The 13,911-nt window shown below is 69.7% G+C and carries 12 protein-coding genes; 3 read left to right on the top strand and 9 right to left on the bottom strand.

Annotation, left to right across the window (positions count from 1 at the left end):
• Nucleotides 1–118: 118 nt before the first annotated feature.
• The 6 genes from E0H50_RS26350 to E0H50_RS26325 all read right to left on the bottom strand — a co-directional run bounded on the left by E0H50_RS26350 (nt 119) and on the right by E0H50_RS26325 (nt 8,582).
• Nucleotides 119–1,825: an ATP-binding cassette domain-containing protein gene (locus E0H50_RS26350; protein WP_238151220.1), complete on the bottom strand. Its 1,707-nt coding sequence runs from the start codon at nt 1,823–1,825 to the stop codon at nt 119–121.
• Between the two features lie 161 nt (nt 1,826–1,986).
• On the bottom strand, nt 1,987–3,378 hold the full coding sequence (locus E0H50_RS26345) for an FAD-binding oxidoreductase (RefSeq protein ID WP_131293206.1): 1,392 nt from the start codon (nt 3,376–3,378) through the stop codon (nt 1,987–1,989).
• A gap of 35 nt (nt 3,379–3,413) precedes the next feature.
• Nucleotides 3,414–4,676, bottom strand: coding sequence for a M16 family metallopeptidase (locus E0H50_RS26340; RefSeq protein ID WP_238151219.1), 1,263 nt, complete (start codon nt 4,674–4,676; stop codon nt 3,414–3,416).
• A 47-nt stretch (nt 4,677–4,723) separates the two neighbouring features.
• A complete protein-coding gene (locus tag E0H50_RS26335; protein WP_131293204.1) occupies nt 4,724–6,940 on the bottom strand; it encodes a polyribonucleotide nucleotidyltransferase in 2,217 nt (738 codons plus the stop codon).
• A gap of 291 nt (nt 6,941–7,231) precedes the next feature.
• A complete protein-coding gene (gene rpsO / locus E0H50_RS26330; RefSeq protein ID WP_131293203.1) occupies nt 7,232–7,504 on the bottom strand; it encodes a 30S ribosomal protein S15 in 273 nt (90 codons plus the stop codon).
• Nucleotides 7,505–7,619: 115 nt separating this feature from the next.
• Nucleotides 7,620–8,582 carry a bifunctional riboflavin kinase/FAD synthetase gene (locus E0H50_RS26325; protein ID WP_131293202.1) on the bottom strand — a complete coding sequence of 321 codons (963 nt, stop codon included), beginning with the start codon at nt 8,580–8,582 and terminating at the stop codon, nt 7,620–7,622.
• A gap of 119 nt (nt 8,583–8,701) precedes the next feature.
• On the opposite strand from E0H50_RS26325, the gene E0H50_RS26320 reads away from it, so the two are divergent.
• Entirely contained in the window at nt 8,702–9,742 is a 1,041-nt protein-coding gene (locus E0H50_RS26320) for an SGNH/GDSL hydrolase family protein (RefSeq protein ID WP_131293201.1), read from the top strand.
• Between the two features lie 40 nt (nt 9,743–9,782).
• Here E0H50_RS26320 and E0H50_RS26315 read toward each other — a convergent pair whose 3' ends face one another.
• Both E0H50_RS26315 and E0H50_RS26310 read right to left on the bottom strand, forming a co-directional pair.
• Nucleotides 9,783–10,679 carry an NAD-dependent protein deacetylase gene (locus E0H50_RS26315; RefSeq protein ID WP_202868341.1) on the bottom strand — a complete coding sequence of 299 codons (897 nt, stop codon included), beginning with the start codon at nt 10,677–10,679 and terminating at the stop codon, nt 9,783–9,785.
• Nucleotides 10,680–10,715: 36 nt separating this feature from the next.
• Nucleotides 10,716–11,147 (bottom strand): hypothetical protein, encoded by a 432-nt coding sequence (locus tag E0H50_RS26310; protein ID WP_131293200.1) that lies wholly within the window; start codon nt 11,145–11,147, stop codon nt 10,716–10,718.
• 192 nt (nt 11,148–11,339) lie between these two features.
• Here E0H50_RS26310 and E0H50_RS26305 point away from each other — a divergent pair, with 192 nt between their 5' ends.
• Both E0H50_RS26305 and E0H50_RS26300 read left to right on the top strand, forming a co-directional pair.
• Nucleotides 11,340–11,711, top strand: coding sequence for a YciI family protein (locus E0H50_RS26305; protein ID WP_131293199.1), 372 nt, complete (start codon nt 11,340–11,342; stop codon nt 11,709–11,711).
• Nucleotides 11,708–12,958 (top strand): RNA polymerase sigma factor, encoded by a 1,251-nt coding sequence (locus tag E0H50_RS26300; RefSeq protein WP_131293198.1) that lies wholly within the window; start codon nt 11,708–11,710, stop codon nt 12,956–12,958. Before E0H50_RS26305 ends, E0H50_RS26300 begins: the two co-directional genes overlap by 4 nt.
• Here E0H50_RS26300 and E0H50_RS26295 read toward each other — a convergent pair.
• On the bottom strand, nt 12,953–13,792 hold the full coding sequence (locus E0H50_RS26295; RefSeq protein ID WP_131293197.1) for an LLM class flavin-dependent oxidoreductase: 840 nt from the start codon (nt 13,790–13,792) through the stop codon (nt 12,953–12,955). The genes E0H50_RS26300 and E0H50_RS26295 overlap by 6 nt on opposite strands.
• Nucleotides 13,793–13,911 lie beyond the last annotated feature (119 nt).

The raw sequence follows: 13,911 nt of genomic DNA, 5'->3' as shown, positions 1-13,911 counted from the left end.
CCAAGAGGCGCCGCGGCAGCTACTCCAACCATGCCAACGGTGAGAACGAACAGCCCCCGACCCGCACCCCACCCAACGCCCGCAAACCGCCGAAGTCCACGCACCGCCCCAGTCAACATCACCCACCAGTCCACCCCGCGAGGCTTTGGGTGGCGAACAGGCGAGCGAAGCGGGTGGTGGGGTCGGCCATCAAGTCGTCGTACGTTCCTTGCTGTACGACGGTGCCGTCGTCGATGAGGTAGATGCGGTCCATGGCGCGGAGGGTCCAGGCTCGATGCGAGACGACGATCGTGATCCGGCCGGCGCTGGTACGACGTAGGTCGGTGAAGATCTCATGCTCTGCCTCGGCGTCGATCGCGGACGTCGGCTCGTCGAGGATCCAGACGCCTGCGTTGCGCAGCCGAATCCGCGCGAGCGCCAGCCGCTGCCATTGGCCGCCGGAGATGCCGATGCCGCCCCATTGCTGGCCGAGTTGGGTGTCCAGCGGGAGGTCGGCGGCGAACGCACCGGCCAGGGCGTCGCGGATGTCCTGGTCCGTGACGGCGTCCGGCGCACCGAGGCCGACAGCGTCGCGGAGGGTGAACTCGAAGCGTCCGAACTCCTGCACCAGCAGGCCGAAGTGCGCGAGTCGCTCGTCCTCGGCGAGCGCGTCGGCGTCGGCGCCGTCGATCAGCACCCGCCCGCGGTCGGGGCTCAACGCACCGACCAGCACGTTGATCGCCGTCGACTTGCCGGCCCCGTTCACGCCGACCAACGCAACCATCTCGCCCCGCCGGGCCTCGATCGTCACGCCGCGAAGGGCCGGCCCGGCGGCGCCCGGGTACCCGAACGTGACGTTGTCCAAGGCAACAGAATCGACGCGCCGGACCACCGCGCGACGTGGCCCGGCGGACGCGCTCCGCACGAACCGGCGGTAGATCGCGGCCTGCGGGGCCGCGGTGACAATGCTGCCGAACGCATACCCACACTGCCGAATCGCGTTCAGCCCGGTGATCGTCCCGGCCACCGCCGCGGCCGCCGCTCCCCCAGTCGCACCGCCGCGCACCAACGCCACCAGCGCACAGCCGAACAGCACCACCGTGACCAGCGCCGCGCCCAGCTCGCACAACACCGCCGTACGGATCATCCGATCGAGGACCCAGGTCGCCGACGCCCGGCTGTTCGCGACCAGCCCGGCCACCTTCCACCCCGATCCCAGCACCGCCAACTCGGTCCCGGGACGTTGCTGGATCAGCTGCTCGGTCGCGTACGCCGCCTTGCGGTCATGCTCGGCGACCCGCGGCCACCCCTTCGCCTCCATCCGCGAGATCACCGTGAACGCGAGAACTGTCGGCACCAGCGCCGCAAGCACCAGCAGCCCCGAGACCAGGTTGATCGACGCGATCGCCGCGCACAGGACGCCGGACGTCGCCGCCGCGCTGAGCAGTTGCACCGGCTTGCCGGCCACATCACTCATCGGGTGCGTCGCGGTCTGACTCGCCTCCAGGTCGCGGACCGTACCGGGATCGGCCAGCCGGCTCGGGCTCAGCCGGGCGGCGACGCGCGCCAGTTCGATCCGCAGTTCGAGCCGGAGACGCAGCATCATCCGCTGGCCGACGCCGTTCGACACCTGGGTCAGCGGATACATCGCCCCGACCACCACAGTCAGCCCGAGCAGCGGACGCCAGACGGCACCGCTGTCGATCAGCTCGCGGATCAGCACCACCTGTGCACCAGGCAGAACGGCCAGCAATAGTTGGAGAACGGAGTACGTCGCGAGCCATCCGGGGGTGATCCGGAGGGCGTCGACCAGTGATTCACGGGCAGTACGGAACGCGTCGAGCACGAGGATCCTCGCAAGGCAGGCCGGAGCCGCGCCGGTGTTCCAGCGCGGATCGCGTCGGCCGCAAATTGCGTGTCATCCCAGCAAGCAGGCCCGGCCCGTGCGTCCAGGGATCCAGTGGCAGATCACGTATGACGTCTTGGCGTCAACCTATCGCACAACGCTTAGTGCGGTGGGATGTTCTGGTTCAGGTGGAACAGGTTGCCGGGGTCGTACTTGCGTTTGAGCGTCTGCAACCGGTCGTACGTCGCGGCGCCGTACGCGGAGCGGATCCGGTCGGTGCCCTCGTTGCTCAGGAAGTTGAGGTAGACGCCGGTCAGGTGCGGCTCGAGGGCCCGCCAGGAATCGCGGACCCAGTCGCGCTGGGCCTCGAAACCGTCCGGCCCATCGGTCGCGCCGACGAAGTTGAACGTGTGTCCGCTCGCCCGGCCGCCGAACGGCGTACTGTCGGCCGGTACCCGGGAGATCGCGCCGCCGAGGTGGAAGATCGGGTACGCGGTGTACGGCGAATCGATCGCGTGACCGCGGGCCACGGCCACGTCGATCACCTCGTCGGACAGTTCGGCCACATCGCCGGCGCGGATGTAGTACCAGCGGCCATGCGGGAAGCCGGGGTCGAGCATCGCCTGCAGGTCCAGGTACGGCTGCGGCTTCACCAGATCCAGCAGCGGCGGCGCGAACGCCTTCAGCGGGGCCACCACCCGCTCGCCGTCCTCGACCGGCCCGGCATAGCAGGCGACGACCGCCACCACGGGCCGGCCGTGCAGCTCGGGCGGGATCGTCGCCGTGGACGGCAGCCGGCGGTGGATCACCGCGGTCGTGAGCTCGTCGGGGATATCGGTGATCCAGTCCCGGTAGAAACGCATCAGCTCCGGCGACAGGTCCATCGGCCACGCGACCAGGCCGCCGTACACGATCGGCCCGACCGGGTGCAGCTGGAACTCGAACTCGGTCACGACGCCGAAGTTCCCGCCGCCGCCGCGGATCCCCCAGAACAGGTCGGCGTTCTCGTCCGGGGAGGCAGTCACCAGGTCGCCGTCGGCCGTGACAACGTCGGCCGAGAGCAGGTTGTCGATACTCAGCCCGTACTTGCGCATCAGCCAGCCGATCCCGCCGCCCAGCGTCAACCCGGCCAGACCGGTGTGCGTGACGATCCCGGACGGCGTGGCCAGGCCGAACGCCTGGGTCTCCCGGTCGAGCTCCCCGAGCAGCACACCTGCCTGCGCCCGCGCGGTACGACGTACCGGATCGACCCGGATGCCCTTCAACAGGCCGAGATCGATCAGCGTTCCGCCGTCACACGTGGAGTGCCCGGGGAAGCTGTGGCCGCCGCCCCGCACCGCGACCGGCCCACCGGTACGCCGCGCGTAGGCGAGCGCCGACCGGATGTCGGCGACCCCGGTGCACCGCGCGATCAGCCCGGGCCGGCGGTCGATCGACCCGTTCCAGACCCTCCGCTGGTCGTCGTACGCCGGATCGCCCGGCCGGATCAGGTCGCCACGAAAGTCCGTGGCCAACTCGTTGAGTGCATGGATATCCGCCGCGATGGTGCTCATGACCGCCCCCTTGGCGCCAGTATGCGCCCGGCACGTCAGAGCGTGAAGGCCGTGCTGCCTTCGTCGAACGGGCCCATCACGGTCAGGGCGGGAGTGCCGGCGTACAGCTCGGCGGCCAGCGCGGCGACGTCATCCAGCGTGACGGAGTCGATGCGGTGCAGGATCTCGTCGACGGTCTGGAGCTGGCCGTACACGAGTTCGGCCTTCGCGATCCGGGTCATCTTGGCGCCGGTGTCCTCCAGTCCCATCACGACCGAGCCGCGCATCTGGCCCTTGCCGCGGAGCAGTTCGTCGGGGGTGATGTTGCCGCGGGCAATCGAATCGAGTTCGCCGCGGATCACGTCCAGGACCTCGGGGGCCTTCTTCGGCAGGCAGCCCGCGTACACGCCGACCATGCCCGCGTCGGCGTACGCCGAACCGAACGTGAACACCGAGTACGCCAGCCCGCGCTTCTCCCGGACCTCCTGGAACAGCCGCGACGACATCCCGCCGCCGACGATCCCGTGCAGTACGCCGGCGGTGTACCGGCGCTCGTCGCTCCGGACCAGCCCCGGCATCCCGAGCACCAGATGCGCCTGCTCGACGTCACGGTGGTGCACCTGCACCCCGCCGTACGTCGGAACGGTCTTGCCCGCACCACGTCGTACAGCGGCGGGCTCGGCCTCGGCCGTCACCCAGTGCCGCTCGAACGCCTTGCGGACCAGGCGGACCACGTCGGCGTGGTCGACGTTGCCGGCCACCGACACGACGATGTTGGACGGCTTGTAGCGGCGCCGGTACCAGCCGACGACCTGCTGGCGGGACAGCCCGGCGACCGATTCCGGCGTACCGGTGATCGAACGCCCGAGCGGGGACCTGCCCCACAGCTGCTCCGCGAACAGGTCGTGGATGTGGTCCGACGTCTCGTCGGCGTGCATCGCGATCTCTTCGTCGATGACGTCGCGCTCACTCTCCACGTCCGCGGTCGTCAGCGTGGCGGAGGTGATCATGTCGCAGACGACATCGACCGCGAGCGGCAGGTCGGTGTCCAGCACCCGTGCGTAGTAGCACGTGTACTCCTTGCCGGTGAACGCGTTCATCTCGCCGCCGACCGCGTCGATCGAGGCCGAGATCTCCAGCGCGTCGCGGCGCTCGGTGCCCTTGAACAGCAGGTGCTCGAGGAAGTGCGTGGCGCCGGCCAGCTGCTCCGGTTCGTCCCGGGAGCCGACGCCGACCCAGACTCCGAACGTGACGGATCGGAAGCCCGGGACGGATTGGGTGAGCACACGAAGCCCGGAGGGCAGGACGGTCCGTTTCACCGGACCGCCCGCCTCCGGGCTCAGCAGGGTACTCGTGATTGCGCGAGTCACTCGGCGGCCGGCGCCTCTTCCTTCTTCTCGTCGTCGGAGCCCTCGATCACCGGGATCAGCGAGAGCTTGCCGCGGTCGTCGATCTCGGCGATCTCGACCTGCAGCTTCTGACCCACCGAGAGCACGTCCTCGACGGCCTCGACGCGCTTGCCACCGGCCAGCGGACGCAGCTTGCTGATGTGCAGCAGGCCGTCCTTGCCCGGCAGCAGGCTGATGAACGCACCGAAGTTGGTCGTCTTCACGACCGTACCCAGGTAGCGCTCACCCTTCTCCGGCATGGTCGGGTTCGCGATCGCATTGATAGCAGCTCTCGCGGCCTCCGCACTCGGGCCGTCGGTCGCGCCGATGTACACGGTGCCGTCGTCCTCGATCGAGATGTCGGCGCCGGTGTCCTCGGTGATCTGGTTGATCATCTTGCCCTTCGGCCCGATGACCTCGCCGATCTTGTCGACCGGGACCTTCACCGAGATGACCCGCGGCGCGAACTCGCTCATCTCACCCGGCGCGTCGATGGCCTTGGCCATCACGTCCAGGATCGTCAGGCGGGCGTCCTTGGCCTGGGTCAGCGCGCCGGCCAGCACGCTGGCCGGGATGCCGTCCAGCTTGGTGTCCAGCTGCAGGGCGGTGACGAAGTCCTTCGTCCCGGCGACCTTGAAGTCCATGTCGCCGAACGCGTCCTCGGCGCCCAGGATGTCGGTCAGCGCGACGTACTGCGTCTCGCCGTCGACCTCACCGGAGATGAGGCCCATCGCGATACCGGCGACCGGGGCCTTCAGCGGCACACCGGCGTTCAGCAGCGACAGCGTCGAGGCGCAGACCGAACCCATCGAGGTGGACCCGTTCGAACCGAGCGCCTCGGACACCTGACGCAGCGCGTACGGGAAGTCCTCCCGCGACGGCAGCACCGGCACCAGGGCCCGCTCGGCCAGCGCGCCGTGACCGATCTCGCGGCGCTTCGGCGACCCGACCCGGCCGGTCTCACCGGTCGAGTACGGCGGGAAGTTGTAGTTGTGCATGTACCGCTTGCGGGTCTCCGGGGAGAGCGTGTCCAGCTGCTGCTCCATCCGGAGCATGTTCAGCGTGGTGACACCCATGATCTGGGTCTCGCCGCGCTCGAACAGCGCCGAACCGTGCACCCGCGGGAGCACGCCGATCTGGGCCTTCAGCGGCCGGATGTCGGCCAGCCCGCGGCCGTCGATGCGGACCTTGTCCTTCAGCACCCGCTGCCGGACCAGCTTCTTGGTCAGCGAGCGGAAGGCTGCGGACAGCTCCTTCTCGCGGCCCTCGAAGTCGGCGGCCAGCTTGTCCACCGTGGCGGCCTTGACCGCGTCGGTGGCGTCCTCGCGCTCGTGCTTGCCGGCGATGGTCAGCGCCTGGGCGAGCTCCTCGCTCGCCGAGGCCTCGACCGCGGCGAACGCGTCGTCGGCGTAGTCCGGGAAGACCGGGAACTCACCGGTCGGCTTCGCGGCCCGCGCGGCCAGGTCGGCCTGCGCCTCGACCAGCGCCTTGATGAACGCCTTGGAAGCCTCGAGGCCCTCGGCGACGATCTCCTCGGTCGGCGCCTGGGTACCGGCGGCGACCTTCTCGAAGGTGCCCGGGGTCGACTCGGCCTCGACCATCATGATCGCGACGTCACCGGTCTCGGTCACGCGACCGGCCACCACCATGTCGAAGACCGCGTCTTCGAGCTCGGTGTGGGTCGGGAACGCCACCCACTGGCCGTTGATCAGCGCGACGCGGACGCCGCCGATCGGGCCGGAGAACGGCAGGCCGGCCAGCTGGGTCGACATCGAGGCCGCGTTGATCGCGAGCACGTCGTACAGCTTGTCCGGGTTCAGCGCCAGGACCGTGATGACGACCTGGATCTCGTTGCGCAGGCCGGACACGAACGACGGCCGCAGCGGGCGGTCGATCAGCCGGCAGGTCAGGATGGCCTCCTCGGACGGGCGGCCCTCCCGGCGGAAGAACGAGCCCGGGATGCGGCCCGCGGCGTACATCCGCTCCTCGACGTCCACCGTCAACGGGAAGAAGTCGAACTGGTCCTTGGGCTTCTTGCTGGCCGTGGTGGCCGACAGCACCATCGTATCGCCGTCGAGGTAGGCGGCGGCGGAGCCGGCGGCCTGCTGGGCCAGACGGCCCGTCTCGAAGCGGATGGTGCGGGTGCCGAAGCTGCCGTTGTCGATGACGGCCTCAGCGAATTCGGCGCCCTCCATGGGCGCGCGTGTGGATCCCGACACGGGATACCCCTCTCTCACAGTGTGACGACTGCGAGGCGCGAGCTTCCGGGATGCCGGTCTTCGATCGAGGCCCGCGGGTCTTTCCAGAAAATCTGGCACAGTCCCGAAAGCCACTACCGAGGACCGGTCGTGGTCCCGCCACGCGCTTCGCGTCGCCTCGTACGTCTTACGTGATTCTGTATTCAGTTTTGTCTTCAGTTGTTCCACGCCAGGGCGTGGATACGCCAGGAGCGGCCACCCGAGATCCGGGGGCCGCTCCTCGCGAAGTCATCGGCGAAGGCCGAGCCGCTCGATCAGGGACCGGTAGCGGTTGATGTCCTTCTTCGCCAGGTAGTTCAGCAGCCGGCGGCGCTGGCCGACCAGGAGCAACAGGCCACGACGGCTGTGGTGGTCGTGCTTGTGCTCCTTCAGGTGCTCGGTCAGGTGGCTGATCCGGTAGGTCAGCAGCGCGACCTGGACCTCGGGGGACCCGGTGTCGCCCTCGGTCAGGGCGTACTCGCCCATGATCTTCTTCTTCGTTGCGGCATCAACAGATGACACAGGATTCCTCTCGATTTCCGTTGCGCGGCGCACCGGGGCATTCTTCACCCGAGCACTCTCGATCCGCGGCCGTTCAGACGGCAGCAGCTAGCGTATCAGTCCGTGGACTGGCCCCCTAATCAGCCCTGAGCAGGTGTCGCGCCCCGTCGACGTCGGCCTTCATCTGCACCAGCAGTTCGTCGATGCTGTCGAACCGGATCTGGGTCCCGCGCAGCCGGGCGACGAAATCGATCGCCACCGTCGCGCCGTACAGCTCGAGGTCGTCGCGGTCCAGCACGTACGACTCCACCCGGCGGTCCACGCCGTCGAAGGTCGGGTTGCTGCCGACGCTGATCGCCGCGGGCAGCGGATCCGGGTACGCCGGAGCGCCCGGCGCCGCCGTCAGCACGGTGAGCCACCCGGCGTACACACCGTCCTGAGGGACCGCCGCGCCCGGGTCGGCGGGGATGTTCGCGGTCGGGTAGCCGAGCTCGCGGCCGCGCTTGTCGCCCTCGACGACCACGCCGGTGACCCGCAGCGGGCGGCCGAGCGCCTCCGCGGCGGCCTCCACGTCGCCGTCGGCGAGCCGCTGCCGCACGTACGTCGACGACCAGGGCTGCTCGTCCCCCGCGAGGCTCAGCCCTTCGACCTGGAAGCCGTACTGCGTTCCCGCCTCGACGAGCGTGTCGACGTGCCCGGCCGCCTTGTGGCCGAAGCGGAAGTTCTCACCGACCACGATCGCCTTCGCGTGCAGCGAGTTCACCAGCGTGCGCTCGATGAACTCCTCCGGCGACCAGTGCGACACCTCTTTGGTGAAGGGGAGGATCAGCACCGCGTCCGCGCCGGCCTCACCGAGCAACTCGGCGCGCCGGGCGGGATCAGTGAGCTGCAGCGGCGCGTGGTCGGGCCGCAGGACCCGCATCGGGTGCGGGTCGAAGGTCATCGCCACGACCGGCAGTCCCTCCAGCTCGGCCGCCCGCGCGCGGGCGTGCGCGAGCACCTCCTGGTGACCCCGGTGCACGCCGTCGAAGTTGCCGATGGTGACGACGGTCGGCCCGAAGTCCGGGCTCACCTCGTCCAATCCGTGCCAGACACGCATGAGAGCAGGATTCCATGCCCCGCCCCGATTGCTTCCATCAGGTCCACGATCACCCCTTGTAATCGTGCGGTGACTCAACTTAGGGTGGGCCGCGCACTGGATGAGCCTGGGGAGGTCTTGTGAAGCTACGCCGTCTGGTTGCGGTCTGCGCGGCACTCGCACTGGTGAGCGGTCTACCTGCCGCCGCCGCCACCGCCGCGCCGACCTCCGTGACCTCCACCAGCTTCTCGCGGTACGTCGCGCTCGGCGACTCGTACACGTCCGCGCCGTTCGTCCCGCTGGCCGACCTGCTGTCGCTCGGGTGCGCTCGCTCGTACAGCAACTACCCGAAGCTGCTGGCCGGAGCGCTCGGCGTGCACCGGTTCACCGACGTGAGCTGCGGCGGGGCCGACACCACGAACATGACGCAGCCGCAGAGCACGATCCTCGGCACCGCCGCGCCGCAGTTCAACGCGCTGACGCCGGACACGGACCTGGTGACGCTCGGGATCGGCGGGAACGACTTCGGCGTCTTCGGCGACATCATCGGCACCTGCCCGGGCCTGCGCGCCTCCGATCCGACGGGGGCGCCGTGCAAGGCGCACTTCACGGTCAACGGCGTGGACACGCTGAAGGCCAAGATCGCCCAGACGCAGACCCGGATCGCGGTCGTCGTCCAGGGCATCCGGGCACGGTCACCGCAGGCCACCATCGTGCTCGTCGGCTACCCGAAGATCGCGCCGGAACACGGGACCTGCCCGTCGATCCTCCCGTTCGCCGACGGCGACTACGCGTACCTGTACTCGATCGAGCAGGCACTGAACGCCGCCGTCTCCGGGGCAGCGGCGGCCGGCGGAGCGACGTACGTCGACACCTTCGGGCCGTCCACCGGGCACGACGCCTGCGCCCCGGACGGTCAGGCGTGGATCCAGGGCAAGGACATCAACCTGCTGCGGGCGCTGAACTACCACCCCCGCTTCGAGGGCGAGGCCGGTATGGCCGCGCTCACCTACAAGACCCTCACCGGCGCGCAGCCGGTCGTCACCGCCGCCGAGCAGGCCTCGTGGGCCGCGCAGGCGCGCAAGCTGGCGAAGCAGGCCGCCGCGTCACCCAGAACGGCTCTCTCCCCCAAGGCCCTCGAGGCCTCCCTGAACCGCGTACGGACCAGCGCGCAACGCTGACCCTTTCCAATCCGTATCGCGGACCACGGGCCGGGCCACCTCACGCGTGGCTCGGCCCGCTGGCTTCTTCCAGTAGGTCCGTGAGTGCCTGTCCCAGGGGGAGATCCACGCGGTACGTCGCGTACGGGTCACCGCGGGTCAGCCCCTGGTTGACGATCAGTACCGGCGTACCGGCCTTGGCCGCGTGCCGGACGAAGCGGAACCCGGACATCACGGTCAGCGACGAGCCGAGGACGAGGACGGCGTTCGCGTCGTCGATCAGCCGGTAGCAGCGTTCGACGCGGGCCTTCGGGACGTTCTCGCCGAAGAAGACCACATCGGGTTTCAGGACGCCGCCGCACACCGTGCAGGAGACCACGGTGAACGTGCGTACGACGTCCTCGGGGAGCTCGACGTCGCCGTCCGGGTTGATCCGGGTCGCCTCGGCCGTGAACGCCTGGTTGGCGGCGCGGAGCCTTCGATCGAGGACCTCGCGAGCCGACGTCGTACCGCAGCCGAGGCAGATCACCTGGTCGAGATTGCCGTGCAGTTCGATCACGTCGCGGGCGCCGGCCGCCTGGTGCAGGCCGTCGACGTTCTGCGTGATGAGGCCGCCCAGGTAGCCGCGGGCCTGGAGCGCGGCCACGGCGCGATGGCCGTCGTTCGGGGCGGCGCGGGCGATGGTGCGCCAGCCGAGATGGCTGCGCGCCCAGTACCGCTGCCGCGCGGCCTCGCTCCCGGTGAAGTCGCCGTACGTCATCGGCGTGTGCGTCCGCAGGCTGCCGGTCTCGCCGCGGTAGTCCGGGATCCCCGATTCGGTCGAGATCCCGGCGCCACTCAGTACGACGACCCGCCCGGCGGCCACGGTCCGCGCAACCGGCCCGATATCCGTCGCCCCCGGCGCCAACGCCAGCACCTCAGGCCCCGGAGCCCACTCCAACGTCGGACGAGAACGCACCCCTCCAGGGTAGCTACCGACGCACGGGGGCGCCGCTCAGTCGGCCACGCGGCGCGAGACGGAGTGGTAGCCGCCGCCACCCGGGTAGACCCAGTCGCCGGCGAGCGTGTTGCCGCCGTCGGTCAACGTACCGCGGAAGTACGCCGGGCTGCCCTTGGCGCCACCCCAGATCGTGAGTGTGTCGCCGTCCGGCTCGTACACGTAGTCGAGGGTGTTCCCGGTCGAGTCGTAGAACCGCGACCACACCTCCGCGCCGGCGGGTTCGCCGAACGGCCGCAGGTTGCCGATCACCTCGAACCCCGTGATCTCCTGCCCGTACTGCCGCAGTTCGACGTGCTGGAGCAAGAAGAACCGGCCTGGCATCCACTCGTACCGCACGGTGCCCTCGACACCGCCGGTCACCGCCCAGGTACCGATCAGGCGGTCCAGCGCCTGCAGGTCGTCACTCGGCTGAAGGCTCTTGTTCATTGGTGTCTCCTCGGAGCTCGGTGGGTGAAGTTGCCGCTACCTCGGAGGCACCCACCCGCTCTCGACAGACCACAAAGGTGACCTGAGTCACAGCGCGGCCCTGTCGAGCTCACCCTGCCGGTCACGAGGTGGCAGTGGGACGACGGACCTGTTCACGTCTTACCGTTCGATAGCCACCGAGGAGGGACCACAGTGAAGTACCTGTTGCTCAGCTACACACCGGCCGCCGCGTGGGATGCCGCCACCGCGGAGACCCCGTCCGAGGACGCGCTCGCGGCGTTCGCGTTCTACCAGACCTACGAGAAGGAACTGCGGGCTTCCGGGGAGTTCGTCACCAGTGAGGGGCTCGGCCATCCGGTAGTCAGCACCACCGTCCGCAAGGGAACGGACGGCGTGGTCGCCACGGACGGCCCGTTCGCCGAGCTCAAGGAGGTGCTGGCCAGCTTCGCGGTGATCGACGTCGCGAGCCACGAGCGCGCGGTCGAGATCGCCGGCCGGATCGTCGAGGTGCTGGGCGAGCCGATCGAGATCCGGCCGATCATGGGCGACGACTTCGCCGCGTGAACCAGCCGAGCGAACACGTCGAGCACCTGCTGCGCACCGAGGCGCCGCAGGTGCTCGGCGCGCTGGTCCGGCGGTTCGGCCGGTTCGACTTCGCCGAGGACGCCGTCCAGGAGGCGCTGCTCGCGGCCACCCGCGTGTGGGCGGACGGTGTACCGGAGAACCCGCGGAGCTGGCTGATCAGGATCGGCTACCGGCGGATGGTCGACCTGCTGCGCTCCGACCAGGCGCGGCGCCGGCGTGAGCAGGAGGCCGAGCTCGCCGAGCCGGTGCACCGCGGCTCGGCGAGGCCGCCGTCCGCTGTCGACGACAGCCTCACGCTGTTGCTGCTGTGCTGCCACCCCGTGCTGCCCCCGACCAGCCAAGTGGCGCTCACCCTGCGCGCGGTGGGCGGTCTGACCACGACAGAGATCGCCCACGCGTACGGCGCCACCGAGAACACCATGGGTACTCGGATCAGCCGCGCCAAACAACAACTCGCCCGTGCCGGTGCCCGCTTCACCGCCCCGACCGACGACGACCGCGCCGACCGCATCGCTGCCGTGATGCGGGTCCTGTACCTGATCTTCAACGAGGGCTACACCACGAGCGCGGGTGACGCCCTGACCCGCGTCGACCTGACCCACGAGGCGATCCGCCTCACCCGGCTGCTCCTGGACACCCTGCCACCCGACGACCCCGTGCACCCCGAGGCCACCGGTCTGCTCGCGCTGATGCTGCTCACCGAGTCCCGGCGTACGGCGCGCACCGGACCGGCTGGTGAACTCGTGCCCCTCGACGAGCAGGATCGCGCCGAATGGGACGTCGAACTGGTCCGCGAAGGCACCCAGCTGATCGACAGCGTCTGGCAACAAGGTGAACCCGGCCAGTACCAACTCCAGGCCGCGATCGCGGCGACCCACGCGGCCGGTGTCACCGACTGGGCGCAGATCGCCGTCCTCTACCTCTGGCTGGAGCGTCTCACGCCCACCGCGCCCGTGCGCCTCAGCCGAGTCGTCGCGGTAGCTCAGGCTTACGGCCCGACCCGTGGCCTCGCGCTGCTCGACGAACTCAACAGTCACCACGGCCTGGACCAGGAACCACTGACCCGCCGGCGTGAACGCGCCGTCCGCGCCCATCTTGTCGAGCTGACCGGTGACGGGCCCCGGGCCGCTGCCCTCTACCGTGAGGCGGCCGAGCTGACCGAGAACCAGGTCGAACAGCGCTACCTGGTCGAGCGCGCCGAGCGCGCCTCCTCGCTCGAGTCATGAGCCCCGCGGCGGTCCAGCCGTGATGCGAGCTTCCGCGGTACGGCGTACCTCGGCCGGATCCATCGACGACCAGTCGGCCTCGATCCACCACGTGGCACCGGCATCCGCCCACGGCCTGACCTTGTCCGAGTCCGTCCGGTCGGCGGCTGTGGTGCCTTCGACGACGATGTCGTAACCGTCCATCGACAGGTCGTGGGCGGCGCGCTCCCGGCGGATCCAGTCGACGCCCTCCGCCACGACCTCCGGCGTCACTTCACCGTCGCCGACATACGCCGGCAGCCAGCCGTCCTGCAGCGCGGCCCGGCGCATCGACTTCGGTCGCGGCCAGCCGCCCACGACCCAGGTCGGCACCCGTGGCTGCTGCACGGGACGCGGTGGAGCGGGCGGCATCAGGTCGGTGATCTTCCGGGATCGGTAGTGCTTCCCGGAGTACTCGAACGGCTCGTCGCGCCACAGGTGCGGCAGCATCTCCAGCGACTCGTCCATGCGCTCCGCGCGCACCTTCCGCCCGGGATCGTCCTCGAACAGCCAGAACCGGTCGTCCCCCGTCACCCCGAGACCCACCGACAGGATCACCCGTCCGTTGCTGAGGTTGTCCACGGTCGAGACCTGTCCGGCAACGTCCCATGGTTTGCGGCGCGGCAGCGGCGTGAGCATCGTGCCCAGCCGGATCCGCTCCGTCGTCATCGCCGCGGCCCCGAGCATCACCCAGGCGTCGATCCCCCAGATCGACTCCCACACGAAGAACCCGTCCCAGCCGTGCCGTTCCGCGAGCACCGCCAACTCAGCCGCGTCGCGCGCATCGCCATACGCCATCACGAATCCGTATTTCATGCCACCGGACGGTACGCCGGCCCACCGACATTTAGGTTAGGTGTGTGCCCCGCGGGCGGCCGAACCACCGACCGGAACGCCTTGGTGATTCCTGAGTTCTGAGTGGTCGTTCGCGGGGC

Source organism: Kribbella sindirgiensis, assembly GCF_004331435.1.
Classification (GTDB): Bacteria; Actinomycetota; Actinomycetes; order Propionibacteriales; family Kribbellaceae; genus Kribbella; species Kribbella sindirgiensis.
Note: the sequence above shows the minus strand (reverse complement) of the source record. Positions and strands in the feature narration are given on the sequence as shown.

Coding starts and splice junctions, on each gene's coding strand:
- E0H50_RS26345 (WP_131293206.1), bottom strand. CDS start 3,378: ATGAGCACCATCGCGGCGGATATCCATGCACTCAACGAGTTGGCCACG.
- E0H50_RS26335 (WP_131293204.1), bottom strand. CDS start 6,940: ATGGAGGGCGCCGAATTCGCTGAGGCCGTCATCGACAACGGCAGCTTC.
- E0H50_RS26325 (WP_131293202.1), bottom strand. CDS start 8,582: ATGCGTGTCTGGCACGGATTGGACGAGGTGAGCCCGGACTTCGGGCCG.
- E0H50_RS26310 (WP_131293200.1), bottom strand. CDS start 11,147: ATGAACAAGAGCCTTCAGCCGAGTGACGACCTGCAGGCGCTGGACCGC.
- E0H50_RS26295 (WP_131293197.1), bottom strand. CDS start 13,792: ATGAAATACGGATTCGTGATGGCGTATGGCGATGCGCGCGACGCGGCT.